We start from the raw sequence: 26,695 nt of genomic DNA, 5'->3' as shown, positions 1-26,695 counted from the left end.
AGGCCAGAGGCCGATGACCCGTTTCCGTACCCTCGACGATGCCGGCGACCTGAAGGGCAAGCGCGTCCTCGTGCGCGTCGACCTCAACGTGCCGATGGAGAACGGCCGCGTCACCGACGCGACCCGCATCACCCGCGTGCTGCCGACGATCCGCGAGGTCGCCGAGGGCGGCGGCCGCGTCGTCCTGCTGGCGCATTTCGGCCGCCCGAAGGGCAAGCCGGACCCCAAGGAATCCCTGCGCCCGATCGCCGAGGCGGTGGCGAAGGATCTCGGCCGCCCGGTCGCCTTCGCGGAGGATTGCATCGGGCCGAAGGCCGCCGAGGCGGTGGCGGCGCTCGGCGACGGCGGCGTCGTGATGCTGGAGAACACCCGCTTCCACGCCGGCGAGGAGAAGAACGACCGCGCCTTCGTCGAGGCGCTGGCGGCGAACGGCGACGTCTACGTGAACGAGGCCTTCTCCGCCTCGCACCGGGCCCACGCCTCCACCGAGGGCCTCGCCCACGTGCTGCCCGCCTATGCGGGGCGCCTGATGCAGGCGGAGATCGAGGCGCTCACCAAGGGCCTCGAAGCCCCGGCCCGCCCGGTGCTCGCCATCGTCGGCGGCTCGAAGGTCTCCACCAAGATCGACCTCCTCGTGAATCTCGTCGGCAAGGTCGACGCGCTGGTGATCGGCGGCGGCATGGCCAACACCTTCCTGCACGCCACCGGCCTCGGCGTCGGCAAGTCGCTGTGCGAGAAGGACCTCGCCGACACGGCCTTGCGCATCATCGAGGCGGCGCGCGAGAAGAACTGCGCCATCATCCTGCCGGTGGACGCGGTGGTGGCGGAGGAGTTCAAGGCCAACGCCCCGCACCACACCTACGGGATCGACGCGATCCCCGAGACCGGCATGATCCTCGACGTCGGCGCGCAATCGGTGGAGCGGGTGGCGGCCGCCCTCAACGACGCCAGGACCCTGGTGTGGAACGGGCCGCTCGGCGCCTTCGAGTACGCCCCCTTCGACCAGGGCACGGTGGCGGCGGCCCGCCACGCGGCGGCGCGCACCAAGGCCGGCAAGCTCGTGTCGGTGGCGGGCGGCGGCGACACGGTGGCGGCCCTCAACCACGCGGGCGTCGCGGAGGATTTCTCCTACGTCTCGACCGCGGGCGGCGCCTTCCTCGAATGGCTCGAAGGCAAGCCGCTGCCGGGCGTCGATGCGCTGCGCGTCAAGGCGTGAAGCTCGCGTTCAGGGTGCCGCCCGTAGGACGGCGGCACCCGGATCGCCTATAATCGCGGAAACGGTTTCTTCGGAGGGTTGACGATGGCGCGCATCACGCTGAGGCAGCTTCTGGACCACGCGGCCGAGCACGGCTACGGGGTCCCGGCCTTCAACATCAACAACATGGAGCAGGGCCTCGCCATCATGGCGGCGGCGGATGCCTGCGACGCGCCCGTCATCCTGCAGGCGAGCCGCGGCGCGCGCGCCTATGCCAACGACGTGGTGCTGGCCAAGCTGATCGACGGGCTGGTGGAGATCTATCCCCACATCCCGGTCTGCATGCATCTCGACCACGGGAACAACGAGGCGACCTGCGCCACCGCGATCCAGTACGGCTTCACCTCGGTGATGATGGACGGCTCGCTGAAGGCGGACGGCAAGACCCCGGCCGACTACGCCTACAACGTCGAGATCACCCGCAAGGTCGCCGAGATGGCGCACTGGGCCGGAGTCTCGGTGGAGGGCGAACTCGGCGTGCTCGGCTCGCTGGAGAGCGGCCAGGGCGAGGCCGAGGACGGCCACGGCGCCGAGGGCACGCTGAGCCACGACCAGCTCCTCACCGATCCGGACGAGGCGGTGAAGTTCGTGGAAGCCACCAAGGTCGACGCGCTGGCGGTGGCGATGGGCACCAGCCACGGCGCCTACAAGTTCACCCGCAAGCCGGACGGCGCCGTGCTGGCGATGAACGTGATCGAGGAGATCAACCGCCGCCTGCCGAACACCCACCTCGTGATGCACGGCTCCTCCTCCGTGCCGCAGGACCTCCAGGACATCATCAACCAGTATGGCGGCGAGATGAAGCCGACCTGGGGCGTGCCGGTCGAGGAGATCCAGCGCGGCATCAAGCACGGCGTGCGCAAGATCAACATCGACACCGACAACCGGATGGCGATGACGGGCCAGATCCGCAAGGTCCTGTCCGAGAACAAGGCGGAGTTCGATCCGCGCAAGTATCTCAAGCCCGCCATGGAGGCGATGACCAAGCTGTGCAAGCAGCGCTTCGAGGAGTTCGGCACCGCCGGCAATGCCGGCAAGATCCGGCCGATCGCGCTCTCGGAGATGGCCAAGCGCTACGCCGCCGGCAAGCTCGACCCGTCCTTCGGCGCCAAGCAGAAGGCGGCGGCGGAGTAACGATCCGCGGCCTCCCTTCGCGGCGATGATGCGGGGAACCCCTCTCCCGGCCGGGAGAGGGGTTCTCGCGTTCCGCGCCGCCCACGCCCTATTTTCGAAGCCTTGTTTCGACATTCTCCGCGCATGACCGATCCGCAGACCCGCCTCGTCCTCATCGCCGGCCCGGAGCCGGAGACCGGCCCCGATCTCGCCGGGCGGCTCGCCGCCGCCTGCCGGGCCGGCGACGTGGCGGCGGTGATCCTGCGCCTCGCGCCCGCCGACGAGCGCAGCTTGGTCAAGCGCGTCAAGGACATTGCCCCGGCGGTCCAGGAGACGGGCGCCGCGCTCGTCGTCGCCTGCGACGGGCCGGGGATCGATCCCGTGGCGATCGCCGCCCGCGGGGGGGCCGACGGCGTCCATGCGACGGCCGACGAGGAGCCCGGCACGGCCCTGCGCGACCTGCGCGAGCGGCTGCGCGACGGGCGCATCCTCGGGGCGGGCACCCTGCGCTCCCGCCACGCCGCCATGGAGGCGGGGGAGGCGGGGGCCGACTACGTCCTGTTCGGCGACGACGAGGGGACGGTGCCCGAGAGCGTGCGCGCCCAGGCGGCGTGGTGGGCGGAGATCTTCGAGACGCCCTGCGTGGCGCTGGCCCGCAGCCTCGACGCGGTCGCGGATCTCGCCGCGACGGGCGCCGAGTTCGTGGCCCTGGACGCGGGCCTGTGGGACGGGCCGGAGGGCGCCGCCGCGGTCGCCGCCGCGCAGGAGCGGCTCGGGGGAGCCCGCGCGTGAGGCCCGGCGTCCTCGCCGGCCTCGCGCTGCTGCTCGCCGCCGGCAGCACGGCCGCCGCGCAGACGATGCCGACCGCGCTTCTGCCGGGCTCCAGCACGCTTCCGCCTGCCATCAACAGCACCGACCCGAAGGCGGACGTGGCCTACGGCGCCTACCAGCGCGGCTACTACAACGCGGCCTTCCGCGAGGCGACGAAGCGCCTGGAGAAGAACAAGGCCGACGCGCCCGCCATGACGCTGCTGGGCGAACTCTACAACCAGGGCCTCGGCCTGCGCCAGGACCCGGCCAAGGCCGCCGAATGGTATCGCCTCGCCGCCGATCTCGGCGACCGCTCGGCGATGGGGCTGCTGGGCATGATGGCCATCGAGGGCCGCGGCGTGAAGAAGGACCCGGCTGCCGGCCGGGCATGGCTGGAGAAGGCCGCCGCGAAGGGCGAGCCCACGGCGAGCTACAACCTCGCCCTGATCCTGCTCGGCACCGGCTCGCCGGACGACCGCACCCGCGCCGCCGCCCTGCTGCGCAAGGCCGCCGAGCAAGAGATCCCGGCCGCCCAGCACGCGCTCGGCATCCTCTATCTGAAGGGCAGCGGCGTCGAGAAGGACACCATGCAGGCCGCCCAGCTCTTCCGGCGGGCCGCCGATAACGGCGATATCGCGGGCGAGGTCGAGTTCTCGATCCTGCTGTTCAACGGCGAGGGCGTACCGAAGGACGAGGTGCGCGCCGCCCGCTACTTCCGGCACGCGGCCTTCCGCGGCAACGCGGTGGCGCAGAACCGCATCGCCCGCCTCTACGCGGTCGGGCGCGGCGTGCCGAAGAATCTCGTCGAGGCGGCGGCCTGGAACATGGCGGCGAGCGCGCAGGGCCTCAGTGACGCGTGGCTGACCCAGGCGCTGGCGGGCTTGAGCCCCGAGGAGCGCACGCGCGCCGAGCGCCTCGCCGCCGACCGCATGACGCCCTGAGCGGGCGCCGCCCGGGCTATCCGGCCTTGCATTTCCCGCAACGAACCGGTTTCCCCTCCGCCGGGAAATGCTCTAAGGCCGGTTTTCGATTTCCAGAGGGCGGACGGACGGCCGCGCGCTCGGCGCGCGGGAGCCGCGTTGTGCCGCCGAACCTGACCGGGACCGCCGCGCGATGATCAACTCCCCCCTCATGACCGTGATGGTCGATGCCGTGCGCAAGGCCGCGCGGGGCCTCAAGCGCGATTTCGGCGAGGTCGAGAACCTCCAGGTCTCGCGGAAGGGCCCGGGCAACTTCGTCTCCGTCGCCGACAAGCGTGCCGAGGGGGTTCTGCGCGAGGCGCTGATGAAGGCGCGCCCCGGCTACAGCCTCGTCCTGGAGGAGAGCGGCATCATCGAGGGGCCGGACAAGACCCATACCTGGCACGTCGACCCCCTCGACGGCACCACGAACTTCCTGCACGGCATCCCGCATTTCTGCATCTCGGTGGGGCTGGAGCGCGAGGGCGTGATCGTCGCGGGCGTGATCTACGACCCCATCAAGGACGAGTTGTTCATCGCCGAGCGCGGCAAGGGCGCCTTCCTCAACAACCGGCGCCTGCGCGTCTCGGCCCGCAACGACCTCGCGGACGCGCTCGTCCTGTACGGCTCGCCCTATCTGGGGCGCGGCAGCCACCCGCGGCTCCTCAAGGAACTCGGCACCGTGATGGCGGTGACGGGCGGCGTGCGCCGCCAGGGCTCGGCCGCCCTCGACCTCGCCTACGTGGCCTGCGGTCGGGCCGACCTCTACTGGGAGCGGGACCTGCAGACCTGGGACATCGCGGCCGGCCTGATCCTGGTGCGCGAGGCGGGAGGCTTCGTCTCCAGCGCCGATGGCGGGCCGGACGCGCTCGCGGCGCGCTCGGTCGCCTGCGGCAACGAGGTGCTGCACCGCGACCTCGTCGCCCTCCTCAAGAAGGCCAACCAGTAGGCCGCCGGCACCCGCCGCGCCGATCTGCTCTCACCCCACCGCTCCCGCGTCTCGACAAGGCTGCCGCATGGACCCGCGCACGCTCACCGCGCTGAAGGATGCGATCCGCACGATCCCGGACTATCCGAAGCCGGGCATCATGTTCCGGGACATCACGACCCTGCTCGGCGACCCCGGCGCCTTCCGCCGGGCCGTGGACACCCTGGTTCATCCGTTCGCGGGCGGACGGATCGACCAAGTGGCCGGGATCGAGGCGCGCGGCTTCATCCTGGGCGGCGCGGTGGCCCACCAGCTCTCCTCGGGCTTCGTGCCGATCCGCAAGAAGGGGAAGCTGCCCCACACCACGGTCTCGATCGCCTACGCGCTCGAATACGGCACCGACGAGATGGAGATCCACTCGGACGCGGTGAAGCCGGGCGACCGGGTGGTGCTGGTGGACGACCTCATCGCCACGGGGGGCACGGCGACGGCGGCCGTGAACCTGCTGCGGCAGATCGGCGCCGAGGTGGTGGCGGCCTGCTTCGTGATCGACCTGCCGGAACTCGGCGGCGCGGCCAAGCTGCGCGCCCTCGACGTGCCGGTCTGGACGCTGGTGGAGTTCGAGGGGCACTGAGTACGGGGCGGGCCCCGATGATGCCCGCCGCGGGAATCCCGCTCCCGCGCGGGCGATGCCGTTCACCTGTCTCAGGCGCCGGCACCTCAGCGGACCGGATCGGGCAGGCGCCCCGCTCCGCATGCTGAGGTGGCGCGAAGCGCCCTCTGTCCGGCGCAGCCGGTACGCACCCCCGTGCGCTGATCGACGTCCTGGCGCCTCGGGCTCCTGGTCGGCGCTGCTTCGAGGCTCGCTCCTGGCGATCGAAGATCGCCCGGCACCTCAGCATGAGGAGCGGCAACGAATGCCATGCAGGGGATTTGCCAACTTGCAAATCCCTTATGGGCTCTCCCGGCTCCCGCCCCGGCCTGCACGCGCACGACCATCCGTCTGGGACGGGAGAAGCGCACCATCCCAGACTGTCTGCGCGGACGAGGAAGCGCGAACCCACGGGCCCGTCCCTGCGAGGGAATTCTCCCGCGCGGCTTGGTTACCGCCGGGGCCGGTGTAAGCTCGGGCGTTCGCCCCCGGGGGGAGCTGCCGATGACCGATCCCGTCACCCGCCGCGCCGCCTTCCGTGCCCTGCACGAAGACGGCTGCTTCGTGATGCCGAATCCCTGGGACATCGGCACGGCCCGCTACCTCGCCGCCCTCGGCTTCCCGGCGCTCGCCACCACGAGTTCCGGCTACGCCTTCTCCCGCGCCCTGCCCGATACCGACTGGGCGGTGCCGCGGGACGCCATGCTCGCCCACATCGCCGAGATCGCCGCGGCTACGGACCTGCCGGTCAATGCCGATTTCGAATCCGGCTACGCGCACGACCCCGCGGGCGTCGCCGCGAACGTGACCCTCTGCGTGGCGACCGGCGTCGCCGGCCTGTCGATCGAGGACGCCACCGGCGATCCCGCCAAGCCCCTCTACGACCGCGGCCACGCGGTGGAGCGCATCCGCGCCGCCCGGGAGGCGATCGACGCCACCGGCGCCGACGTGCTGCTGACCGGGCGCTGCGAGGCCTATCTGACCGGTCATCCGACGCCCCTCGACGAATCCGTCGCGCGGCTGCGGGCCTATGCGGAGGCGGGGGCCGACGTGCTCTACGCGCCGGGCCCGAAAAGCCGCGCCGAGATCCGCACCATCGTCGAGGCCGTGGCGCCGCGCCCGGTCAACCTGCTCGTGAGCACCAATGCGGGCCTCAAGGTGGCGGACATCGCCGCCCTCGGGGTGCGGCGGATCAGCGTCGGCTCCTCGCTCGCCCGCACGGCCTGGACCGGCTTCATCCGCGCCGCCACGCGCATCCGCGACGAGGGCAGCTTCGCCGGCTTCGACGGCTCGGTCGGCTTCGCCGACCTCAACGGTTTCTTCCGCAAGGATCTCGAAGGCCGATGACCCACGACACCGACCCGGCGACCGGTCTCCCCATCGGCGTGCCCGTCTCGCCCGCCGGCCCGGCGCCGCGGCCGGAGCGGGCCGTCCTGCGGGGCCGCTTCGTCACCCTGGTGCCCCTCGACGCCGACGCCCACGGGCCGGCCCTGGCGGCGGCGGGCGCCGTAGGGCCCGGCAGCGAGGCGCTCTGGCTCTACATGGGCCGCGGCCCCTTCGCGGACGAGGCCGCCTTCCGCGACTACCTGAAGGAGTGCGAGGCCTCCGCGGACCCGCTGTTCTTCGCGATCCTCGATGCCGGCTCGGGCGAGGCCATCGGCCACGCCACGCTGATGCGCATCGATCCGGCGAACCGGACCATCGAGGTCGGCAACATCCTCTACACGCCGGCCCTCCAGCGCCGGCCCGGCGCCACGGAGGCGATGCGGCTCCTGGCGGATTACGCCTTCGGCCTCGGCTACCGGCGCTACGAGTGGAAGTGCAACGCGCTCAACGCCCCCTCGCGCGCCGCCGCCACCCGCCTCGGCTTCACCCCCGAGGGCCTGTTCCGGCAGGCGATGATCGTGAAGGGGCGCAACCGCGACACGGCGTGGTTCTCCATGCTGGACCGCGAGTGGCCGCAGATCCGCCAAGCTCTCGGCCGCTGGCTCGCGCCGGAGAATTTTTCCGCGGACGGCCGCCAGCGCCTGCGCCTCTCCGCCCTCACCGCCGCGGCGATCCCCGGACATGCCCTGCGCCGGGCGACGCGGGCGGATCTCGCCATCCTCGGCGCCCTCCAGGGGATGGCCTACGCGCCGAACCGGGCCCTCCTCGGGGTCGAGCCGCTGCCGCTCCTCACGCCGCCCGAGGCCCTGCTCGACACCTACGAGGTCTGGCTCCTCGACGCCGGGGAGGGCCTCGCGGGGGCGTTGCTCCTCGATCCCCGGCCCGACCACCTGCTCGTCTGGAGCATCGCGGTCGATCCGGCGCAGCAGGAGCGCGGGCTCGGCAGCCGCCTGCTCGACGCCGTGGAGGCCCGCGCGAAGGATCTCGACCTCACCGACCTGCGCCTCTACACCGGAGAGAAGCTCGCGCGCGTGATCGGCTGGTATGCGCGCCACGGCTGGCGGACGGAGCGGGTCGAGGCCCTCCCGGACCGCCGCCTGGTGCACATGACCAAGCGCCTCGCGTGACGGGCACACGGGAGGGGAACGCATGGTGGGACGTCTTGCGGGCAAGAGCGCCGTCGTGACGGCGGCGGGGCAGGGGATCGGCCGCGCGATCGCCGAGGCCTTCCTGGCGGAAGGAGCCCGGGTCCTCGCCACCGATCTCGACGGGGGGAAGCTCGAAAGCTTGGCCGGCGCCGTGACCGCGCCCCTCGACGTGCGCTCGGACGAGGGGATCGCCGCCTTCGCCCGGGGCGCCGGCCCCGTCGACATCCTCGTCAACGCCGCGGGCTTCGTGCATCACGGCACGATCCTCGACTGCACCGACGCGGATTGGGACTTCGCCTTCGATCTCAACGTGCGCTCGATGCACCGCACGATCCGCACCTTCCTGCCGGGCATGCTGGAGCGGGGCGGCGGCTCGATCGTCAACATCGCCTCGGCGGTGTCGAGCGTGGCGACCGCTCCCAACCGCTACGTCTACGGAGCCACCAAGGCGGCGGTGATCGGGCTCACCATGGCGGTGGCGCGCGACTTCATCCGCCAGGGCGTGCGGGCCAACGCGATCTGCCCCGGCACCATCCAGTCGCCGTCCCTCGACGAGCGGATCACGGCGCTCGCCGCCGCGACCGGCACCAGCGAGGCCGCGGCCCGCCAAGCCTTCATCGACCGCCAGCCGATGGGGCGCCTCGGCACGCCCGAGGAGATCGCGGCCATCGCGGTCTATCTCGCCTCGGACGAATCGCGCTTCACCACCGGCCAGACCCATCTCGTCGACGGCGGCTTCGCCCTCTGACGGCCGCCTTGAGGATCCCCCGATGCATATTCTGATTCTCGGCGCGGCCGGCATGGTCGGCCGCAAGCTGCTCGCCCGGCTGGCGCAGGACGGCCAGCTCGGCGGCACGGCGATCACCCGGCTGACCCTGCACGACGTGGTTGCCCCCGAGGCGCCGGCGGAACTGCGCGTGCCGGTCTCGCTCTCGGCCTCCGACTTCTCGCTGCCCGGCGAGGCGGAGCGCCTCGTCGCCGGCCGGCCGGACGTGATCTTCCACCTCGCCGCCATCGTCTCGGGCGAGGCCGAGGCCGATTTCGACAAGGGCTACCGGATCAACCTCGACGGCACCCGCCGCCTCTACGACGCGGTGCGGGCGATCGGGGAGGGCTATTGCCCGCGCCTCGTCTTCACCTCCTCGATCGCGGTGTTCGGCGCGCCGATGCCCGACGCGATCGGCGACGAGTACCTGACGGCGCCGCTGACCAGCTACGGCACCCAGAAGGCGATCGGCGAGCTGCTGCTCTCCGACTACACGCGCCGGGGGATCTTCGACGGCGTCGGCATCCGGCTCCCCACCATCTGCGTGCGGCCGGGCAAGCCCAACAAGGCGGCCTCGGGCTTCTTCTCGGGCATCATCCGCGAGCCGCTCTCCGGCCAGGAGGCGGTGCTGCCGGTCTCGGATCAGGTGCGCCACTGGCACGCCTCGCCGCGGGCGGCGGTGGGCTTCCTGCTCCACGCCGCGACCATCGAGGGCGCGCGGCTCGGCGACCGGCGCAACCTCACCATGCCGGGCGTCGCCGTGACCGTGGCCGAGCAGATCGAGGCCCTGCGCCGCATCGCCGGCGACGCGGTGGTGGCCCGCATCCGCCGCGAGCCCGACCCGACGATCGAGCGCATCGTGGCGGGCTGGCCGCGGGGCTTCGACACCCGCCGGGCGCTGGAACTCGGCTTCACCGCGGAGCCCGATTTCGACAGCATCATCCGGGTCCATGTCGAGGACGAGCTCGGCGGCCGGATCGCCGCCTGAGCGACGCGGTGGGGACTCGCGCACCGCGCGAGTCCTCCATAGAATCGCCGGCACGGTGCGGGAGCATCGGCCCGATTCGTCCTCGGCCTCGGAGATCCATGAGCTTCCGGAGATTCCTGCTCGCGGCCGGCGCGGTCCTGATGGCCGGCCTCGGCTACGGCGCCTGGGCGGTGAGCACGCAGGCCGGCTACACGGCCGGCGGGCGGGCGCTCAAGGCGCAGTACGGGCTCCTCGTGCTGTCCTATCCCGAGTGGAAGAGCCTGCGCCGGCTCGCCCTGATGAAGGCCGCCGGCCAGTGCCAGTGGGACCTCGACGAGGCGTCCTGGCACCGGATCTACCGCCTCTACGTCGAGGACGACCATTCGGTCCGCGCCGCCGTCTACGCGCGGCTCCTGGGCGAGCAGGAGCGCTACTTCCGGGACGATGCCGACGAGCGGCGCTGCCGGGCGGCGTGGTCGCGCTTCGGGGCCGAGGGCGCGGATCTGCCGAACCTGCTCCGGGCCGCGGCCAGCGCAGCCCTGCCGATCGAGACGGCCACCTCGTCGAGGCGGGCGACGGCCGAGGCGGCCGGCGAGTAGGCGGCGCTCCCGGCGAGAGCAGCTCCCGATCGCCAAGCGGGAGCTGCCCTCGATCTTTGCTTGTCGCACGTCCTGACGCCGAACCGGTGTCCAGTTCGACGGGACGTGCGCTAAGGCACCGCGTCCGTGGCCATGCTGGCGGCGCGCCCCCGCAACCAGTCCCGTTGCCGCTGCGCCTCCTTGGACGCGCGAACCTCGTGGGTGGCGCGGGCCGCCGCTCCGGGCGTCTCCACCGGGCCGATCCGGCGCGGCTCCGGCCGGTGGCGCAGGCGCCAGCACCCCATCTGCAGCCGCTCGGCGTGGCTGGCGGCCTGCTCGCAGGCGGCGAGGCGCTTGGACCGAGGGGAGGCCTGGGCGGCCGGCACAGCGGCGGCCAGAACGAGGGCGAGCGTCAGGGCAGGGCGTCGCATCATCTCTCCGCGAAGGCTGTCGATGCGAAATCCTAGCCGAGAGGGATTCCGCACGGCAACAGCCGCCGCTCAGGCCGGGATCCGCACCGTCGCGCGCAGGCCCCCGAGGGGGCTGTCGTGCAGCGAGACGTCGCCGCCATGCGCCCGCGCGATGTCGAGGGCGATGGCGAGCCCGAGCCCCGAGCCGCCCGCGTCCTGACGCGCGTCGTCGAGGCGCACGAAGGGCTTGAACACCTCCTCGCGCTGTTCGGGCGAGATGCCCGGCCCGTCGTCGTCCACCGAGACCGCGAGCCAGCGGCTCTCCTGGCGGGCGGTGAGCGCGATCGTCTCGCCGTAGCGCGCCGCATTCGCCGCGAGGTTGAACAGGCAGCGCCGGAACGCGTCGGGGCGCACCGTCACGGTGGCCGGCCCCGCCACCGTCACCTCGCTCACGTGGCCGCCGAGGCGCTCCACGTCGGTGCGCAGATCCTCCAGCAGCGCCCGCAGGTCCACCGGCACCGCCTGCTCGCCGGAATCGCCGCGGGCGAAGGCGAGATAGGCCTCCAGCATGCGGCTCATCTCGTCCACGTCGCGGGTCAGGTCGTCGATCTCCGGGCCCTGTTCGAGCAGGGCGAGCGAGAGGCGGAAGCGGGTCAGGATGGTGCGCAGGTCGTGGCTTACGCCGTTGAGCATGGTGGTGCGCTGGTCCATCGCCCGCTCGATGCGCCGCTTCATCTCGATGAAGGCGTGGCCGGCCTTGCGCACCTCGCGGGCGCCCCGGGGCCGGAACTCCACCTCGCGCCCCTTGCCGAAGCTCTCGGCCACGTCGGCAAGGCGCAGGATCGGCCGGATCTGGTTGCGCAGGAACAGGATGGCGACGCCGAGCAGCACCAGCGAGGTGCCGCCCATCCAGAGCAGGAAGATGTGCGAGTTCGAGGCGTAGGCCTGGCTGCGCCGGGCGATCACCCGCATGACGCCGCCAGGGATCTCGATCCGGATCTCGATCAGGCTGGAGCGGCCCACCGTGTCGATCCAGAACGGCCGCTTGATCTGGCGCCGGATCTCGTCCGAGAGCGCCTCGTCGAGGAGGGAGAAGAAGGGCCGCGGCCCCGGCGCCGGGATCTTGGCCCCCTCCAGGATGTCGACGTCGAGGGTGAGCCGCTCGGCGGCGATGCGCTGGAGCGTCTCGGAATCCCGATCCTGCGGGTAGCTCTCGTAGATGTCGATCAGCGCCGCGATGTCGGCGGTCACCGCCGCCGAGAGGCGCTTCGTCACGAGCTGCCAGTGCCGCTCCATGAAGGTGTAGGCGATCACCGACTGGAGCAGGACGACCGGGGCGATGATGATGATGAGGGAGCGGGCGTAGAGCCCCTTCGGCAGCCGCTCGCTCGCCGCCCGGCCGATGCGGCGCCACAGGGCCCGCGGCCCGAGCCTCTGGCGCAGGGACCGGCGCCCGGGCGGGGCGGGCTCCCCCGCGACCCGCGCGATCCCGCCCGGGAGAGTCACGGGCCTAGTCCAGGACGAGCCGGTAGCCGATGCCGCGCACCGTCTGCAGGTAGCGGGGATTGGCCGGATCGTCCTCGAGCTTGCGCCGCAGGCGGTTCATCTGCACGTCGATGGTGCGCTCGTTGCCGGCCTCGCCCCCGGCCAACGCCTCGCGGGCGACGTTGTTGCCCTTGGCGAGCGCCAGGATGGTGAGGATCTCCCGCTCGCGCTCGCTCAGGCGGATCGGCTCCTCCTCGCGGGTGAGTTCCCCGCGCTCGACCCGGAACAGGAAGGGCCCGAAGCGGACCGCGTCGAGGGGGGTGGGGGCGGAGGCGGCGTCGCTGCGGGCGTTGCGGCGCAGGATGTTGTTGAGCCGCAGGATCAGCTCGCGCGGGTCGAAGGGCTTGGGCAGGTAGTCGTCGGCCCCGATCTCCAGCCCGGTCACCCGGTCGTTCGGGTTCGAGCGGGCGGTGAGCATCAGGATCGGCACCTGCGAGGTCAGGCGGATCGTGCGCGCGTAGTCGAAGCCGGTCTCGCCCGGCATCATCACGTCGAGGACGAGGGCGTCGAAGACGAGATTGGCGCCCTTGGCCCGCGCCTCGGCGGCGCTCGCCGCCGCGGTCACCCGGTAGCCGTGCTCGTAGAGGAAGCGGGAGAGCAGGTCGCGCAGGCGCCGGTCGTCGTCGACGACGAGGACGTGGGGCGCGTGATCGGGCAGATCGGCGCGCGCGGCGAGGCCCGTCATCCCCTCACGCCTCCTCGGCCGCCCGCGGGGGCGCGGCGGCGATGAGGCGGCTGACCTCGGCCCGGTCGCCGGGGTCGATCATGGCGAGGAGGAAGCGGCTCGCCGGCCCGCGCGCGGCGGGGCCGGCCTCGGCCAGCGCCCGGCGCACCCGCTCGCCCTGGACGCGGGCGAGCTGCTCGGCGAGGCGGCGGCCCTTCGGCGTGCAGGTGAGGAGCCGGTGGCGGCGGTCGCTCTCGCCCGCGCGCTGCGCGATGTAGCCCGTCTCGATCAATTCCTTGAGCACCCGGTTGAGGCTCTGCTTGGTGATGCGCAGGATATCGAGGAGTTCGGCGATCGTGAGGCCGGGGTTGCGCTCCACGAAGTGCAGCACCCGGTGATGCGCGCGCCCGAACCCGTATTCCTCGAGGATGCGGTCGGGGTCGGAGACGAAGTCGCGGTAGGCGAAGAACAGGAGTTCGATCAGGTCGTAGGCGTGGCCGGCCTCGGGCAGGTCCTCGTTGGCGGCATCGGGCAGCGCGGGGGAATTCGCTCGGGTCCGGGCTGCCTGCGTCACCGTCATTCCCCCTCGTCTCCCCGGGATCCGCGGCCGGCGTTCCGGGCCGTTCCCAGTTACGTCAGCCTTGTTGACATATCTCAGCCCCGTTGATACCCGTCAACCCCGCCGGCGCAACGAACGTACGCCATTCGTGCCTTTGGAGCACGAACATTGCGAGCCGGGCCGCATTCGCGGAAACGAACCGCAACCGAGGATCATCGACATGTCCGTCATCCCCTTCGACCAGCGTGAAGGCCACATCTGGTTCGACGGCCGCATGGTGCCGTGGGCGGACGCGAAGATTCACGTACTGACCCACGGCCTGCATTACGGCTCCTGCGTGTTCGAGGGCGAGCGCGCCTATGGCGGCGAGATCTTCAAGTGCACGGAGCACTCGGCGCGGCTGCGCCGCTCGGCGGAGCTCCTCGACTTCGAGGTCCCGTTCTCGGTGGCCGAGATCGACGCCGCCAAGCGGCTCGTCCTCAAGGAGAGCGGCCTCAGGGACGCCTATCTGCGCCCGGTCGCGTGGCGCGGCTCCGAGATGATGGGCGTCTCGGCGCAGCACAACACCATCCACCTCGCCATCGCGGCCTGGGAATGGCCGAGCTACTTCGACCCGGCGACCAAGATGAAGGGCATCCGCCTCGACCTCGCGGATTACCGCCGGCCCGATCCGCGCACCGCGCCGTCCGCCTCCAAGGCGGCGGGCCTGTACATGATCTGCACGATCTCGAAGCACCGGGCCGAGAAGAAGGGCTATGCCGACGCCCTGATGCTCGACTGGGAGGACAACATCGCCGAGTGCACCGGCGCCAACGTGTTCTTCATCCAGGACGGCGTCGTCCACACGCCGCTCGCCGACCGCTTCCTGAACGGCATCACCCGCCAGACGGTGGTCGAACTCGCGCGCCGCCGCGGCTACGAGGTGGTCGAGCGGCGCATCCGGCCCGAGGAGATGGAGGGCTTCACGGAGTGCTTCATCACCGGCTCGGCCGCCGAGGTGACCCCGGTCTCCGAGATCGGCCCCTACCGGTTCCAGCCGGCGGACATGACGCGCACGCTGATGGACGATTACAGCGCCGAGGTGCAGCCCCGCGCCAAGGCCGCCTGAATCGGGGCCGCCTGAATCGAGGCGGCCTGACCCTGCGAATGTCCCGCGGCGTCCCAGATGCGATCCGGGACGCCGCGCGGAACCCGAGCGCGGCTCGCAGCGTTGCCCGGACGAGAACATTTCGGGAACGAAGGATCCGGCATGTCGGCGAAGACGAGCGAGACCCACAACCCCAAGGCGGCCTCTCCGGAGGCGGGCGACGACGCCTCCAACCGGATCAAGGATCCGAAGGACTGGACGACCGGCGGCGAGCCGATGACCGGCGCCCAAGCCTCCTACCTCAAGACGCTGTCGGAACAGGCGAAGGACGAGGACGCCTTCGACCCGGATCTCGACAAGGCCGAGGCCTCGCAACGGATCGATGCCCTGCGCAAGGCGACGGGAAAGGCCTGATACGGTTTCCGGAAGATCACTTTCGGAAACCGTATCACGAGCCCGCGCGGCGCCTGAGCGAGGCCGGTTTCCGCATCGCGAATCGATCAACCGGAAACCGTATGAGAGCCCGTCTGACGGTTCTCGGCTCCCTGCAACACCTCCACCCATGCTCGATCCGGCCCCCGACCTCGGAACGAGGTCGGGGGCCGGATGGGTCGCGCGATCAAACAAAACAGGCCGCGAGGCGCGTCGCCGCGCGCCGCCGGCAACGAAGCCTCTTGGTCAACCATCATCTTAACCGATGATGAGGATGTCGTTGCGTATGATCGCGACGATCTGCGAGAGGAGAATTTCGTGCTCGGCACTCGGCTGCGCGCCCGGTCCGTCCGGCGATTCCTTTGCGACACGTCGGGCGCGACGGCCATCGAGTACGTGCTGATCGCCGGGCTCATCTTCCTGGCACTGTCGGTCTCTCTATCCGTCTACGGCGGCTCGACGGGGAGCCTCTACGCGAATTTCAGCGCCAAGGTGGTGGACGTTCTCTCCCGGCCGTGAGCGGCGCGGCTACTCGGCCGCCAGCCCGAGATTGTCGAGGCATTGGCGGATCTGCGCGGCGAGAGCGTCGGCGAGGGGCATCGGCTCCGGCGCGCGGTGGCGCACCAGGCCGATGCGGCAGGCGGGGAGGGCGGGGAAGCCCTCGGCCGGGCTGAGGATCCGCATGCCCGGGCGCAGGGCGCTCTCCGGCAGCACCGAGACGGCGAGCCCCGCCTGCACCGCCGCCCCCACCGCGGTCGAACTCCAGCTCACGAACAGGATCCGGCTCGGGCGGCCGGCCCGCTCCAGGGCGGCCAGCGCCGCCGTCCGCCAGACGCAAGGCGGGCGCCCGAGGGCGAGGGGCAGCGGCGTCTGCGTATGGACGCAGTGCCGGCTCGACGCGACCCAGAGCAGGGCCTCGGTGCGGATCGTCTCGATGTTGAGGCGCTGGCGCGCCTCCGTGACGATGGCGAGGTCGAGGTCGCCCGTCGCGATCCGCCCGACCAGCATGTCGGTGGGCTCGCAGGCCACCGTCACCTCCGCCCGCGGATGGGCACGGGAGAAGCGGGCCAGGATCTCGGGCAGGTAGCGGTCGGCGTAGTCGTCCGGCAGGCCGAGGCGGACGCGGCCGGCGAGGTCGCCCTCGTCGAAGGTGGCGAGGCACTCGGTCTGCAGCCGCACGATCCGGCGCGCATAGTCGAGCAGCCGCTCGCCATCATCGGTGAGCCGCATCCCGCGCCCGGCCCGGGAGAAGATCTCGCGGCCGATGCGCTCCTCCAGCCGCTTCATCTGCATCGAGACGGCCGATTGCGTCTTGTGGACGAGATCCGCCGCCTGGGTGAAGGAACCGCTGTCGGCGATCGCCACCAGGGTGCGGAGCTGGTCGATGTCGAGGGGATGCACGGCCCGGCCCTTCCATCAGCATCTGTGATGTTACACATCTCAAGCATTCGCTCAACGGATCGGTCGAACCGGCGTATGACCGTGCCGCGGCGGGCCTCGGAACGGCCGTCGCTGGAGGTTCAGATGTCTCTCGGTTTCGCTCCCCTCGGTGTTCTCTCGCTGGCCGTCCGGGCCGGTCGCGTGGCCGGTCAGGGTATTGCGCAGGCCGTCCGCATTCTCAGCCACCGGCGCGCCGCCCACCGCCTCGCCCAACTCGACGACCGGATGCTCAAAGACCTCGGGCTGACGCGCAGCGAGGTGATGGGCGCCCTCGACCTGTCGTGGCGGGACGACCCGACCCTGCACCTGGGGGACCGACGTCACGCTCGGGCTGTGGGCCGCTCAGCGGTGCGCATGACCATCGTGGCCAGCGAGGGTAAGCGGATCGGGCCCAACCTCGCGGCCTGAGTTCGATCGCGGCGCCGGACCGGTCCTCGGGATCGGCCGGCGCTCGAGGATGCCGACCACCCGGAAGGCGGCGATCAGGGCGCCGGATCCGAAGATCAGCGATCCGGCCCCGATCCCGACGATCATGCCTTCCGGCCCGCCGAGATGCGCGCCGAGCGCCGCGAAGGGCATCGTGCCCAGGGTCGCCCGCCCCCAATTGACGGCGGTGGAGAGCAGCGGGAAGCCGAGGTTGTTGAACGAGGCGTTGGCGAGGAACAACAGCCCGTTGAAGAACCAGACCCCGCCGCCCACGAGGCAGAAGAACCCGACGAGCTGCGCCGCCTCCGGGCCGAGGGCGAAGCCCTGCGCCACGGCCCCGCGCCCGAGGAACAGAGCGAGCCAGACGGCGAGGGAATAGAGGGCCGTCACCAGGACGGCGTCCCGCAGCACCTGCCGCATCCGGTCGAAGCGCCGCGCGCCCCAGTTCTGGCCGAGGATCGGCCCGATCGCCCCCGAGAGGGCGAACATCCCCCCGAAGGCCACCGGGATCAGCCGCTCGATCACCGCATTGGCCGCGACGGCCTGGGTGCCGAAGCCGGCCACGATATGGGCCTGGAAAGCGCTCGCCACCGGAGGGGCGAGGTTGGTCAGCACCGCCGGGAGCGCGATGCGCAGGATCTCGGGCGCGTCGGCCAGCACGGCGGCGCGGCGGGGGGCGGCCACCATCCGGTGCACGCGCACCGCCCCGTGCCAGCCCACCACCGCGAAGGCGAGGCGCGCCGCCGCCGTGCTGAGCGCCGCCCCGTCGAGCCCGAGGCCGAGGCCGAAGATGAGGAGCGGATCGAGGAGGGCCGTCGCGACCGCGCCCCCGATCGTCACCGCCATGGCCCGGCGCGCATCCGCCACCGCCCGCAGCACCCCCGAGAAGCCGAGGCCGAGCGCCATCAGCGGCAGCGAGGGCAGGGAGATCAGCAGGAAGCGCCGGGCGGCCGGCAGCGTGTCGGGGCCGGCCCCGATCAGCCGCAGGAGCGGATCGATCAGGGGCAGCATCAGCGCGAGGACGACGAGGCTCGTCGCCAGCGTGAGCGTGAGGGCCGAGGCGGCGATGCGCCGGGCCGCCCCGCGCTCGCCGGCGCCGAGGGCCCGCGAGACCAGGGCGCCGACGGCGATCATCAGGCCGACCGTGATCGCGACCGCGAAGACCTGCAGGATGGTCGCGAAGCCCACCGCCGCGGTGAGGAGCGGATCCCCGAGCCAGGACACGTAGAGGAGCGACAGGAGATCGACGGCGAAGACGGCCATCAGGCCGGCCGACCCCGTCGCCCCCATCACGACCACGTGGCGCAGGGTCGAGCCGGTGACGAAGGCGGCCCCGGCCGGGGGCACCTCCCGGACCGCCTCAGGCGTCATCGGAGACCGTCTCGGGCTCGGAGGCGGGGGCGGGCTCCGGTGGAGCGGGGCGCTCCTTGGCGATGATGTCCTGCGTCTCGGCCGTCAGCGCCCGGGACTCGCGCACCGGGGCGGTCAGGGGCTCGGGCTTGATGCGCACGAGGCCGCGCACCGGGTCGGAGCGGTCGAGCGGCTCGCCCGCCTGCTGGAGGACGAGGCGGGCGACGTCGCGCTTGCGCACGTCGTCCGCGATGCCCGCCGCCTCCGCGGGCGGTACGCCGAGGGCCTCCAGGGTGGCGCGCCCGAAGGTGAGGGCCGATTCCACCGTCTCGCGGATCACGTAGTCCACGTCCCGGTTCATCGCCTCGATCGCCTGCACCCGGTCGAAGGTCCGCACGTAGGTGCGCGCCGAGGGGAATTCGGCATGGACGAGGTCGATGATCTTCAGGGTCTCCTCGGGATCGTCGATGCAGATGCAGATCAGCTCGGCCCGGCCGGCGCCCGAGGCGCGCAGCACATCGAGGCGCGTGCCGTCGCCGTAATAGACCCGGAACCCGAAGCGGGAGGCGTTGCGGATCTGCTCGACATCCTTGTCGATCACCGTGACGCTGATGCCCTGGGCCAGCAGCACTTGGTTGAGGATCTGGCCGAAGCGGCCGAATCCGACCACGAGGACGCGGGCCTCCGCGCTCTCGATCACGTCGTAGGCGGGCTCCAGCGCCCCCGTGCGGCGGCGGGCGAGCAGCCCGTCGAGGCCCTTGGCGGCGAGCGGCCCGACCAGCATGGTGAGCGCCGCGAGCGCGATGGCGAGCCGCCCGGCCGCCCCGTCCACGATGCCGAGTTCGCCCGCGAGCGGCAGCAGCACGAAGGCGAACTCGCCCGCGGGCGCCAGCACCGCCGCGCCGCGGAGGGAATCGAGCCAGGGCGAGCCGAACAGGCGGAAGAGCCCCGCCACGATCGCGGTCTTGAGCACGATCGCCGAGATCATCGCCGCCGAGAGGCCGATCCAGTGCTCGCGCACGAGCGCGATGTCGATCGACATGCCCACGCTCATGAAGAACAGGCCGAGCAGCATGCCGCGGAACGGCTCGATATCGGCTTCGAGCTGGTGGCGGAAATTCGATTCGGCGAGGAGCAGCCCGGCGAGGAAGGCCCCCATCGCCATCGAGAGTCCGACATGCTCCATGAGGAGCGCGGTGCCGAGCACGACGAGGAGGGCGGCGGCGGTCATCACCTCGCGGGCGCCGCTCGCCGCGAGCAGGCGGAAGAACGGGTTGAGGCCGTAGCGCCCGACCAGCACCGCCGCGATCACCGCGGCGACCGCCGAGCCGGTGGAATGCAGGGCCTCGCTGAGCCAGTTCTCGCCCGCGCCCGTGCCGGTGGAGGCGAGGAGCGGCAGCAGCGCGAGGATCGCCACCACCGAGATGTCCTGGAACAGCAGGACCGCGAAGGCGCGCTGGCCGTAGGGCGCCCCGAGGTCGCGGCGCTCCTCCAGGAGCTGGAGGGCGACCGCCGTCGCCGAGAGGGCGAGCGCGATGCCCACCACCGCGGAGGCGGAGGGCCGCAAGCCCCCCAGCATGGCGAGCCCGCCGAGGGCGATGGAGCAGGTCACGAGCTGCAGGGTGCCGAGGCCCAGGATGTCGCGCCGCATGGAGATGAGGCGCGAGATCTCGAGTTCGAGCCCGACGATGAACAGGAGCAGCACCACCCCGAGTTCGGAGACGCTGCGGGCCGTCTCGGCCTCCGGGATGAGCGAGAGGGCCGACGGCCCGATCACCACCCCGGCCACGAGGTATCCCAGCACCGCGCTCTGGCCGAGCAGGCGGACGATCGGCACGCCGATCACCGCCGCCGAGAGGAAGGTGAGGACCGGCGGCAGGAAGCTGGCGTGGTCGGCGGTGGTCGCCATCGCGGACGGGCTCCCGGGTGGAAGGAAGGGGCCTCTCCCTTAACCCGGGGTTGCGGCGCAAGCGAGACGCGGTGGCCGCCCACCGGGCGGCACCTCATGGCGGGCGCGAACAGCGCCCGCGGAGCGGGTTCGAGAGGACGTCCGCCCTCTCGAACGCGGAGCGGAGCGACAGCCAAGGCCGCGGCGACGCAGCCGTCGCGGAGGCGGCCCAGGATCCCTGGACTTCCCGCGTCCGGGGCCAAGCAGGAAACCGGGGCAAGCGCTCTGAAGCGCTTGCTCTGGAGTGGCGCAACGGCGGGTTGCCCCGTGCCGCGACGTCATCCAGGATGGCGCCACGCCGACGGAGGCGTGCCCGGACGGCCCCCTCATGACCTCCCGCCTCGCCCGGCCCCTCGCCATCCTGGCCGTCACGCAGGTGATCGGATGGGGCACCATCCTCCTGCCGCCGGTGATCGGGGCGGCGATGGGCGCCTCGCTCGGCCTCGACCTGCCGGTCGTCCTCGCCGGGTCGTCCCTCGTCATGGTGGTGGCGGGCCTGGCCTCGCCGCTCCTCGGCCGGGCCTACCGGCTCTGGGGCGCGAGGAGCGTCATGATGGCGGGCACGCCCGTCGGCGCCGCCGGCCTGCTGGTCCTCGCCACCGCCACGGGCCTCGCCACCTATCTGGCCGCCTGGATGGTGCTCGGCCTGTTCGGCGCGATGGTGCTCTCCACGAGCGCCAACGCCTATCTGAACGAACTCGCGGGCATCCGGGCCAAGGGGGCGATCGGCCTCGTCATGCTGGTGACGGGTCTCGCCACCGGGATCTTCTGGCCGGTCACAGCGTGGCTCGACGCCGCGATCGGCTGGCGCGGCGCGGTCGCGCTCTATGCCGGGCTGCAGCTCGGCCTCATGCTGCCGCTGCTCGCCTGGCTCCCGCCGGCGGCGGCGATCGCGAGCCCGGCGGCGCAGGCGGGCCCCGCCCCCGCGGGCACGCCCTTCCGGCTGATGGCGGGGGCGATCGGCCTCAACGCCTTCGTGTCCTTCGGGCTCGAGGCGGTCACGATCGCGCTCCTGTCCGCCTACGGCTACGGCCCGGCCGAGGCGGTCGCGGCCGCCTCGGCGATGAGCCTGCTCAAGGTTGCCGGCCGGGCGATCGACATGATGGGCGGGCAGCGCTGGGACGGGATGACCACGGGCATCGCCGCCACCGCCGCGATGCCCCTCGGCCTGATGGCCCTCCTGCTCGGCGGCGGCGGAGTGGCCTCGGCCACGGCCTTCGCCGTCCTGTTCGGCCTCGGCAGCGGTGCCTTCGCGGTGGCCCGGGCGACGATGCCGCTGCTGTTCTACGACCGGGCCGCCTACGGCGCCGCCCTGGCGCGGATCGCGCTGCCCCTCAACCTCGCGGCGGCCGCGGCGCCGCCGATCCTGGCGTCACTCCTCACCCGGCTCGGCCCCGCCGGGGTGCTCACGGCGACGCTCGCCTGCTCGCTCGGCGCCCTCGCGCTGCTGATCCGTCTCGCCCGGGGCCGGCCGGCACCCGCCGCCCGCTGTCTGCCGTTGTCTCCTCCGGCCTGTTGATCGCCACGATTCGATGCGATGATAGGTTGACAGGCACAGTCCCACCTCTCCACATCCCGGGTATGATGAGCGCTCCCGTGAACCTCTCCGCCGCCGACGCGTCCGCCAAGCCCCCGCTTGAGATCATGCTCTGCGCCCCCCGCGGCTTCTGCGCGGGCGTGGTGCGCGCCATCGACGTGGTCGAGCGGGCGCTCGCCATCTACGGACCGCCGGTCTACGTCCGCCACGAGATCGTCCACAACAAGTACGTGGTCGAGAGCCTGAAGCGGAAGGGCGCGGTCTTCGTCTCGGAACTCGACGAGGTGCCGGATGGCAGCGCCCCGGTGATCTTCTCGGCCCACGGCGTCGCCAAGACCGTGCCGCAGACCGCCGACAGCCGCGGCCTCATCACCATCGACGCGACCTGCCCCCTCGTCACCAAGGTTCACCGCGAGGCGGAGATCCATCACAAGCGCGGGCGCCACGTGCTCCTCGTCGGCCATTCGGGCCATCCGGAGGTGGTCGGCACCATGGGCCAGCTGCCGGCCGGCTCCATCACCCTGGTGGAGGATCTGGAGCAGATCGCTGCGCTGGAGCCCGCCAACCGCGAGAACCTCGCCTGGGTGACGCAGACCACCCTGTCGGTGGACGACACCCGCCACATCGTCGACGCCCTCAAGCGGAAGTTCCCGGCGATCGTCGGCCCGCACAAGGACGACATCTGCTACGCCACCACCAACCGCCAGGAGGCGGTGAAGCAGGTGGCCCCCCTGGTCGACGCGCTCATCGTGGTCGGCTCGTCGAACTCCTCGAACTCGCAGCGCCTGCGCGAAGTGGCCGAGCGGGCCGGCTGCTCGATCACCCGGCTCCTCAACCGCGCCGAGGAGATCGACTGGGATGCGTTCACCAACATCCGCCGGCTCGGCCTCACCGCTGGCGCCTCGGCCCCCGAGGTGCTGGTGGAGGAGATCATCGACGCCTTCGCGACCCGCTACACGGTGACGGTCGACACGGTCTCGACCACCACCGAGGACATGGTGTTCCCGCTGCCGCGCGAGCTGCGCAGCGAAGCCGCGGAGTAGGCGGACCGCCTCTCAGCTTTGACAAGCGCGGGGCGCCGCTCCATCACCGGGGCGGCGCCCTTTTCGCGCCCGGGCCCGGCCGGCCGGCCGACCCGCTCTCCTCATCATCGAGACGGATACCGGACCGTGGCGGTCTATACCGAGGTTCCCGACGAGGCGCTCGGCGCCTTCCTTTCCGATTACGACATCGGCGGGCTGCTCTCCTACAAGGGCATCGCGGAGGGGGTCGAGAACACCAACTTCTTCCTGCACACCACGGCCGGCTCCTACATCCTGACGCTCTATGAGAAGCGGGTGGCGGAGGGAGACCTGCCCTTCTTCCTCGGCCTGATGGAGCACCTCGCCGCCCGCGGCCTCGCCTGCCCGCAACCGATCCGCAACCGCTCCGGAGTGGCCCTGGGCCGGCTCTGCGGCCGGCCGGCGGTGATCGTGTCGTTCCTCGACGGGGTCTCGGTGCGCCGGCCCGGCGCGCGCCACTGCCGGGCGCTGGGCCAAGCCCTCGCCGGCCTGCACGCGGCCGGGGCCGACTTCCCGATGCGGCGCCCCAACGTCCTCTCGGTGGAGGGCTGGCGCCCGCTCTTCGCCCAGGCCGAGTCGCAGGCCGACCGGGTCGCCCCCAACCTCGCCGAGCGCACCCGGGCCGACCTCGCCCGCCTGGAGGCGGGCTGGCCCCGCGACCTCCCGGGCGGCGTGATTCACGCCGACCTGTTCACCGACAACGTGTTCTTCATCGGCGAGGCGGTGTCGGGGCTGATCGACTTCTACTTCGCCTGCACGGACGCCTTCGCGTACGACCTCGCCATCTGCCTCAACGCGTGGTGCTTCGAGCCGGACGGCTCCTTCAACCGCACCAAGGGCCAGGCGATGATCGCCGCCTATCAGGCGGCCCGGCCGCTCACCCCGCAGGAGGTCGCGGCCCTGCCGATCCTCTGCCAGGGGGCGGCCCTGCGCTTCATGCTGACGCGGCTCGTCGACTGGCTCAACGTGCCGCCCGGTGCCCTGGTGAAGCCCAAGGACCCGCTCGAATACGACCGCAAGCTCGCCTTCCACCGCCGCGTCACGGACGCTGCGGAATACGGCTGGAGCCCGTGAGCCGCGGCTCCAGTACCGGCACCAGCACGGCGGCGGCCGCGAAGGCGCCGCCGACGAGGCAGAGCAGGGGCCAGCCCCCCGCCGCGAAGGCGCGGGTGCCCGCCGAGGCGCCGAGCGCCCCGCCGATGAACACCGTGGTGAAGAACACCGTGTTGATGCGCCCGCGCGCCCCGGGGGCGAGGGCGTAGACCCGGGTCTGGTTGGCGATGAGTGCGGTGTTGATGCCGATGTCGATCAGCAGCACGCCGACGGCCATCCCGGCGAGCGAGACGCTGCCGAGGAGCCCGAACACCGCGAAGGACGCGACCGTGAGCAGGGCGCCGCCGATCACCACCGGCCGGGGACTGCGGGTATCGGCGAAGCGGCCGGCGAAGGGCGCGCAGAGGGCGCCTGCTGCACCGATCAGCCCGAACAGGCCGGCCCCCGCGGGGTCGAGCCGGAAGGGCGGTCCCTCCACGAACAGCGCGAGGCTGGTCCAGAAGGCGTTGAAGGCCGCGAAGAGCAGCGCCTGGGCGAGGGCCGCGTGCCGGAGCGCCGGCTGGGTCCGCACGAGATCGAGGACCGAGGCCATCAGCCGGCCGTAGGACAGGCTGGTCGTGGCCGAGGTTCCCGGCAGCGTCAGGCCGGCGAGCGCCGCGAGGGCCAGCGACAGGCCCGCCGCCGCGCCGAACATCGCCCGCCAGCCGAACCACGCGCCGACGACGCCGCTCACCGTCCGGGCGAGCAGGATGCCGAGCAGGAGCCCGGTCATCACCTGCCCGATCATCCGCCCGCGGCTGGAATCCGGCGCGAGTTCGGCCGCGAAGGGCACCGCCTGCTGGGCGGCCGTCGCCAGGATGCCGATCAGGAAGCTCGCGGTGACGAGGGTGCCGAGGCCGGGCGCCAGGGCGGCGAGGACGAGGGCGCCCGCCAAGAGGACGAGCAGCCCGACGATCAGCCCGCGGCGCGGATAGCGGTCGCCGAGGGGCACGAGGCCGAGGATGCCGAGACCGTACCCGGCGAGCGTCGCGGCCGGGACCAGGCTCGACGCCGAGGGGCCGAATTCCTGCGCCAGCACGGCGAGGAGCGGCTGGTTGTAGTAGATGTTGGCCACGGCGCCGCCCGCCAGCAGGCTCAGGCTGAGGCGGGTCGCGGGGGTGAGGACCGGCGCGGCGGTCGGCATCGGCGAGGACAGGGCAGTCATGGCAGGGCCGTTATGGAGAGATCCGGCAGGGAGCAGCCCGCGGGCGCCCTGAGCTGTGGCCATAAGTAAGGCCTCCGCCCGCCGCGGCACGGGGCGTCGCCGCGCGGCCGCCCCGCGCGCTGATCATGGCGGAACGGCCGCCGGGGCGCGGGACGGCGGCGAATCCCGGCCCCGTCCACCCCTTTCGCCCCGCCGACCCCATCCCCATGTGCCGGAGGCTGTACCGGAGATTCCGCTTGGCCTCGGCCCGGGAACAACGGATAGTTCCGACCCGGCGACCTGCCGGGCGGCATGGCTGTTCATCGCGGAACTCGAATTCCGGCGTTGATCGTCCCGCACAACCCGGCTGGGCGAGCGGAACCTTTGGTCAGTCAGTTTCGAGCGGCCGGCACCGGATGCCGGCCTGATCTGGACCCGTGAGGGATCGGACGATGTCGCAATACCGTTTTCAGTTCGCCAAGGAGATCATGGGGGTGCCGTTCTCGATCGGAACGATCGAGATCACCCGTGCCCGCGACCCACAGCGCGCCGAGCGCGCCGCCGCCCTGCGCTTCGCCCGGCATCACGGCGTCGAGGATTGGCGCGAGCGCGCCGACCGGATGGACCTCGCCCCGGCCTCCGACCCGCAGACCTGAGGCTCAGGCCGCCGCGCTGTCGCGGCGCAGGCTCAGGACGAGATCCGAGAAGCGGTCCCCCTGCACGATGACGTGGGCGCGCATCCGATCGGCCGCGAGCGCCCCGTCCCCGGCGAGGATCGCCTCCACGGCCGCCTCGTGCTCGGCGAAGGACTGGGCGAGGCGGTTGCGCACCCGCAGCTGGATGCGCCGGAACGGCGCGAGGCGCCGGCTCAGCTGCATCGCCTGCTCGCACAGGAAGCCGTTGCGCGAGGCCCGGTAGATCACCGCGTGGAACACCGCGTTCTCGGCGTAGTAGGCGCTCTCGTCGCCGGTCACGGCCGCGGCGCGGCAGGCTTCGAGGGCGGCGGAGAGTTCCGCCTGATGCTGGGGCGTCAGCCGCCGGGCCGCGAGCCGCGCGCACGCGGCCTCCAGCTCCGCCATCGTCTCGAACATCTCGAGGAGCCGGGTCGGGTCGGGGGTGCTCACCACCGCGCCCCGGCGCGGCTTCATCTCGATCAGGCCCGTCACGGCGAGCTGGAGCAGGGCCTCGCGGATCGGCGTGCGCGAGACGCCGAAGCGCTCGGCGAGCTGCACCTCGTCGAGCCGCGCGCCCGGCGCCAGCACGCCGTCGACGATCTCATCCTCGATCGTCTGCCTCAGCCGCTGTGCATGGTTCATGGCGCGCCCCGCTCCTGCACCGATTATGCAGGAGTGTTGACAAAATATACAAGAGCAGGCTTCCTTGAGTCCAATATGCCAGACGCCGCAAGCAGAATACCAAGCGGCCGCACACGGAACCG

The 26,695-nt window shown here is 72.1% G+C and carries 28 protein-coding genes; 19 read left to right on the top strand and 9 right to left on the bottom strand.

Annotation, left to right across the window (positions count from 1 at the left end; translation table 11 throughout):
- Positions 1-13 precede the first annotated feature (13 nt).
- The 11 genes from ACE101_RS27895 (at position 14) to ACE101_RS27845 (ending at position 10,583) form a co-directional block, all read left to right on the top strand.
- Positions 14-1,216 carry a phosphoglycerate kinase gene (locus ACE101_RS27895; protein WP_379136784.1) on the top strand — a complete coding sequence of 401 codons (1,203 nt, stop codon included), beginning with the start codon at positions 14-16 and terminating at the stop codon, positions 1,214-1,216.
- An 84-nt stretch (positions 1,217-1,300) separates the two neighbouring features.
- Positions 1,301-2,389 carry a class II fructose-bisphosphate aldolase gene (fba, locus tag ACE101_RS27890; RefSeq protein WP_379136781.1) on the top strand — a complete coding sequence of 363 codons (1,089 nt, stop codon included), beginning with the start codon at positions 1,301-1,303 and terminating at the stop codon, positions 2,387-2,389.
- Positions 2,390-2,512: 123 nt separating this feature from the next.
- Positions 2,513-3,160 (top strand): thiamine phosphate synthase, encoded by a 648-nt coding sequence (locus tag ACE101_RS27885; protein ID WP_379136779.1) that lies wholly within the window; start codon positions 2,513-2,515, stop codon positions 3,158-3,160.
- Positions 3,157-4,119 carry a tetratricopeptide repeat protein gene (locus ACE101_RS27880; RefSeq protein WP_379136777.1) on the top strand — a complete coding sequence of 321 codons (963 nt, stop codon included), beginning with the start codon at positions 3,157-3,159 and terminating at the stop codon, positions 4,117-4,119. Before ACE101_RS27885 ends, ACE101_RS27880 begins: the two co-directional genes overlap by 4 nt.
- A 172-nt stretch (positions 4,120-4,291) precedes the next feature.
- Positions 4,292-5,086 carry an inositol monophosphatase family protein gene (locus tag ACE101_RS27875; protein WP_379136774.1) on the top strand — a complete coding sequence of 265 codons (795 nt, stop codon included), beginning with the start codon at positions 4,292-4,294 and terminating at the stop codon, positions 5,084-5,086.
- Between the two features lie 67 nt (positions 5,087-5,153).
- Positions 5,154-5,699, top strand: a complete 546-nt coding sequence (locus tag ACE101_RS27870) for an adenine phosphoribosyltransferase (protein WP_379136771.1) — start codon at positions 5,154-5,156, stop codon at positions 5,697-5,699.
- Positions 5,700-6,221: 522 nt separating this feature from the next.
- On the top strand, positions 6,222-7,064 hold the full coding sequence (locus ACE101_RS27865) for an isocitrate lyase/PEP mutase family protein (RefSeq protein WP_379136768.1): 843 nt from the start codon (positions 6,222-6,224) through the stop codon (positions 7,062-7,064).
- A complete protein-coding gene (locus ACE101_RS27860) occupies positions 7,061-8,230 on the top strand; it encodes a GNAT family N-acetyltransferase (RefSeq protein ID WP_379136766.1) in 1,170 nt (389 codons plus the stop codon). The genes ACE101_RS27865 and ACE101_RS27860 overlap by 4 nt, the downstream gene beginning before the upstream one ends.
- 22 nt (positions 8,231-8,252) lie before the next feature.
- Entirely contained in the window at positions 8,253-8,999 is a 747-nt protein-coding gene (locus ACE101_RS27855; RefSeq protein WP_379136763.1) for an SDR family oxidoreductase, read from the top strand.
- A 22-nt stretch (positions 9,000-9,021) separates the two neighbouring features.
- Positions 9,022-10,005, top strand: coding sequence for a D-erythronate dehydrogenase (gene denD, locus ACE101_RS27850; protein WP_379136760.1), 984 nt, complete (start codon positions 9,022-9,024; stop codon positions 10,003-10,005).
- A gap of 98 nt (positions 10,006-10,103) precedes the next feature.
- A complete protein-coding gene (locus tag ACE101_RS27845) occupies positions 10,104-10,583 on the top strand; it encodes a hypothetical protein (RefSeq protein ID WP_379136757.1) in 480 nt (159 codons plus the stop codon).
- Between the two features lie 110 nt (positions 10,584-10,693).
- Here ACE101_RS27845 and ACE101_RS27840 read toward each other — a convergent pair whose 3' ends face one another.
- The 4 genes from ACE101_RS27840 to ACE101_RS27825 all read right to left on the bottom strand — a co-directional run bounded on the left by ACE101_RS27840 (position 10,694) and on the right by ACE101_RS27825 (position 13,761).
- The gene (locus tag ACE101_RS27840; protein WP_379136754.1) at positions 10,694-10,993 is read right to left on the bottom strand and encodes a hypothetical protein; all 300 of its coding nucleotides are present in this window, start codon (positions 10,991-10,993) and stop codon (positions 10,694-10,696) included.
- Positions 10,994-11,062: 69 nt separating this feature from the next.
- Complete coding sequence (locus ACE101_RS27835; RefSeq protein ID WP_379138987.1) at positions 11,063-12,460, bottom strand: ATP-binding protein; 1,398 nt, start codon at positions 12,458-12,460, stop codon at positions 11,063-11,065.
- A 22-nt stretch (positions 12,461-12,482) separates the two neighbouring features.
- Positions 12,483-13,202: a response regulator gene (locus tag ACE101_RS27830; protein ID WP_379136752.1), complete on the bottom strand. Its 720-nt coding sequence runs from the start codon at positions 13,200-13,202 to the stop codon at positions 12,483-12,485.
- Positions 13,203-13,206: 4 nt separating this feature from the next.
- Positions 13,207-13,761: a MarR family winged helix-turn-helix transcriptional regulator gene (locus ACE101_RS27825; protein ID WP_379136751.1), complete on the bottom strand. Its 555-nt coding sequence runs from the start codon at positions 13,759-13,761 to the stop codon at positions 13,207-13,209.
- Positions 13,762-13,960: 199 nt separating this feature from the next.
- On the opposite strand from ACE101_RS27825, the gene ACE101_RS27820 reads away from it, so the two are divergent.
- The 3 genes from ACE101_RS27820 (at position 13,961) to ACE101_RS27810 (ending at position 15,778) form a co-directional block, all read left to right on the top strand.
- A complete protein-coding gene (locus ACE101_RS27820; RefSeq protein ID WP_379136748.1) occupies positions 13,961-14,848 on the top strand; it encodes a branched-chain amino acid aminotransferase in 888 nt (295 codons plus the stop codon).
- Between the two features lie 141 nt (positions 14,849-14,989).
- Positions 14,990-15,241, top strand: coding sequence for a DUF3072 domain-containing protein (locus ACE101_RS27815; RefSeq protein WP_379136745.1), 252 nt, complete (start codon positions 14,990-14,992; stop codon positions 15,239-15,241).
- Between the two features lie 192 nt (positions 15,242-15,433).
- Positions 15,434-15,778 (top strand): Flp family type IVb pilin, encoded by a 345-nt coding sequence (locus ACE101_RS27810; protein WP_379136742.1) that lies wholly within the window; start codon positions 15,434-15,436, stop codon positions 15,776-15,778.
- 9 nt (positions 15,779-15,787) lie between these two features.
- Here ACE101_RS27810 and ACE101_RS27805 read toward each other — a convergent pair whose 3' ends face one another.
- Positions 15,788-16,660, bottom strand: a complete 873-nt coding sequence (locus ACE101_RS27805; RefSeq protein WP_379136739.1) for a LysR substrate-binding domain-containing protein — start codon at positions 16,658-16,660, stop codon at positions 15,788-15,790.
- 123 nt (positions 16,661-16,783) lie between these two features.
- On the opposite strand from ACE101_RS27805, the gene ACE101_RS27800 reads away from it, so the two are divergent.
- Entirely contained in the window at positions 16,784-17,107 is a 324-nt protein-coding gene (locus tag ACE101_RS27800) for a YjiS-like domain-containing protein (RefSeq protein ID WP_379136736.1), read from the top strand.
- Here ACE101_RS27800 and ACE101_RS27795 read toward each other — a convergent pair.
- On the bottom strand, positions 17,042-18,496 hold the full coding sequence (locus ACE101_RS27795; protein ID WP_379136734.1) for an MATE family efflux transporter: 1,455 nt from the start codon (positions 18,494-18,496) through the stop codon (positions 17,042-17,044). The two genes, ACE101_RS27800 and ACE101_RS27795, sit on opposite strands and share 66 nt — an antisense overlap.
- Entirely contained in the window at positions 18,486-20,384 is a 1,899-nt protein-coding gene (locus tag ACE101_RS27790; protein ID WP_379136732.1) for a monovalent cation:proton antiporter-2 (CPA2) family protein, read from the bottom strand. Before ACE101_RS27790 ends, ACE101_RS27795 begins: the two co-directional genes overlap by 11 nt.
- Positions 20,385-20,751: 367 nt before the next feature.
- On the opposite strand from ACE101_RS27790, the gene ACE101_RS27785 reads away from it, so the two are divergent.
- From ACE101_RS27785 to ACE101_RS27775, 3 genes are all read left to right on the top strand, one after another.
- On the top strand, positions 20,752-21,942 hold the full coding sequence (locus tag ACE101_RS27785; RefSeq protein ID WP_379136729.1) for an MFS transporter: 1,191 nt from the start codon (positions 20,752-20,754) through the stop codon (positions 21,940-21,942).
- A 65-nt stretch (positions 21,943-22,007) separates the two neighbouring features.
- Positions 22,008-23,003, top strand: a complete 996-nt coding sequence (gene ispH / locus ACE101_RS27780) for a 4-hydroxy-3-methylbut-2-enyl diphosphate reductase (protein WP_379136726.1) — start codon at positions 22,008-22,010, stop codon at positions 23,001-23,003.
- Between the two features lie 126 nt (positions 23,004-23,129).
- Positions 23,130-24,095 carry a homoserine kinase gene (locus ACE101_RS27775; RefSeq protein WP_379136723.1) on the top strand — a complete coding sequence of 322 codons (966 nt, stop codon included), beginning with the start codon at positions 23,130-23,132 and terminating at the stop codon, positions 24,093-24,095.
- Here ACE101_RS27775 and ACE101_RS27770 read toward each other — a convergent pair.
- A complete protein-coding gene (locus tag ACE101_RS27770; protein WP_379136721.1) occupies positions 24,061-25,278 on the bottom strand; it encodes an MFS transporter in 1,218 nt (405 codons plus the stop codon). The genes ACE101_RS27775 and ACE101_RS27770 overlap by 35 nt on opposite strands.
- Positions 25,279-25,709: 431 nt before the next feature.
- On the opposite strand from ACE101_RS27770, the gene ACE101_RS27765 reads away from it, so the two are divergent.
- The gene (locus tag ACE101_RS27765) at positions 25,710-25,913 is read left to right on the top strand and encodes a hypothetical protein (RefSeq protein ID WP_379136719.1); all 204 of its coding nucleotides are present in this window, start codon (positions 25,710-25,712) and stop codon (positions 25,911-25,913) included.
- A 3-nt stretch (positions 25,914-25,916) separates the two neighbouring features.
- On the opposite strand, the gene ACE101_RS27760 is transcribed toward ACE101_RS27765, so the two are convergent.
- The gene (locus ACE101_RS27760; protein WP_379136716.1) at positions 25,917-26,573 is read right to left on the bottom strand and encodes a GntR family transcriptional regulator; all 657 of its coding nucleotides are present in this window, start codon (positions 26,571-26,573) and stop codon (positions 25,917-25,919) included.
- Positions 26,574-26,695: the final 122 nt, after the last annotated feature.

Source organism: Methylobacterium carpenticola (assembly GCF_042748905.1).
Classification (GTDB): Bacteria; Pseudomonadota; Alphaproteobacteria; order Rhizobiales; family Beijerinckiaceae; genus Methylobacterium; species Methylobacterium carpenticola.
Note: the sequence above shows the minus strand (reverse complement) of the source record. Positions and strands in the feature narration are given on the sequence as shown.

Coding starts and splice junctions, on each gene's coding strand:
- ACE101_RS27815 (WP_379136745.1), top strand. CDS start 14,990: ATGTCGGCGAAGACGAGCGAGACCCACAACCCCAAGGCGGCCTCTCCG.
- ACE101_RS27825 (WP_379136751.1), bottom strand. CDS start 13,761: ATGACGGTGACGCAGGCAGCCCGGACCCGAGCGAATTCCCCCGCGCTG.
- ACE101_RS27875 (WP_379136774.1), top strand. CDS start 4,292: ATGATCAACTCCCCCCTCATGACCGTGATGGTCGATGCCGTGCGCAAG.
- ACE101_RS27785 (WP_379136729.1), top strand. CDS start 20,752: ATGACCTCCCGCCTCGCCCGGCCCCTCGCCATCCTGGCCGTCACGCAG.
- denD (WP_379136760.1), top strand. CDS start 9,022: ATGCATATTCTGATTCTCGGCGCGGCCGGCATGGTCGGCCGCAAGCTG.
- ACE101_RS27810 (WP_379136742.1), top strand. CDS start 15,434: ATGGGTCGCGCGATCAAACAAAACAGGCCGCGAGGCGCGTCGCCGCGC.
- ACE101_RS27760 (WP_379136716.1), bottom strand. CDS start 26,573: ATGAACCATGCACAGCGGCTGAGGCAGACGATCGAGGATGAGATCGTC.
- ACE101_RS27870 (WP_379136771.1), top strand. CDS start 5,154: ATGGACCCGCGCACGCTCACCGCGCTGAAGGATGCGATCCGCACGATC.
- ACE101_RS27855 (WP_379136763.1), top strand. CDS start 8,253: ATGGTGGGACGTCTTGCGGGCAAGAGCGCCGTCGTGACGGCGGCGGGG.
- ACE101_RS27790 (WP_379136732.1), bottom strand. CDS start 20,384: ATGGCGACCACCGCCGACCACGCCAGCTTCCTGCCGCCGGTCCTCACC.
- ACE101_RS27770 (WP_379136721.1), bottom strand. CDS start 25,278: ATGACTGCCCTGTCCTCGCCGATGCCGACCGCCGCGCCGGTCCTCACC.
- ACE101_RS27765 (WP_379136719.1), top strand. CDS start 25,710: ATGTCGCAATACCGTTTTCAGTTCGCCAAGGAGATCATGGGGGTGCCG.
- ACE101_RS27845 (WP_379136757.1), top strand. CDS start 10,104: ATGAGCTTCCGGAGATTCCTGCTCGCGGCCGGCGCGGTCCTGATGGCC.
- ACE101_RS27840 (WP_379136754.1), bottom strand. CDS start 10,993: ATGCGACGCCCTGCCCTGACGCTCGCCCTCGTTCTGGCCGCCGCTGTG.
- ACE101_RS27865 (WP_379136768.1), top strand. CDS start 6,222: ATGACCGATCCCGTCACCCGCCGCGCCGCCTTCCGTGCCCTGCACGAA.
- ACE101_RS27795 (WP_379136734.1), bottom strand. CDS start 18,496: ATGACGCCTGAGGCGGTCCGGGAGGTGCCCCCGGCCGGGGCCGCCTTC.
- ACE101_RS27895 (WP_379136784.1), top strand. CDS start 14: ATGACCCGTTTCCGTACCCTCGACGATGCCGGCGACCTGAAGGGCAAG.
- ACE101_RS27800 (WP_379136736.1), top strand. CDS start 16,784: ATGTCTCTCGGTTTCGCTCCCCTCGGTGTTCTCTCGCTGGCCGTCCGG.
- ACE101_RS27860 (WP_379136766.1), top strand. CDS start 7,061: ATGACCCACGACACCGACCCGGCGACCGGTCTCCCCATCGGCGTGCCC.
- ispH (WP_379136726.1), top strand. CDS start 22,008: ATGAGCGCTCCCGTGAACCTCTCCGCCGCCGACGCGTCCGCCAAGCCC.
- ACE101_RS27830 (WP_379136752.1), bottom strand. CDS start 13,202: ATGACGGGCCTCGCCGCGCGCGCCGATCTGCCCGATCACGCGCCCCAC.
- ACE101_RS27885 (WP_379136779.1), top strand. CDS start 2,513: ATGACCGATCCGCAGACCCGCCTCGTCCTCATCGCCGGCCCGGAGCCG.
- fba (WP_379136781.1), top strand. CDS start 1,301: ATGGCGCGCATCACGCTGAGGCAGCTTCTGGACCACGCGGCCGAGCAC.
- ACE101_RS27820 (WP_379136748.1), top strand. CDS start 13,961: ATGTCCGTCATCCCCTTCGACCAGCGTGAAGGCCACATCTGGTTCGAC.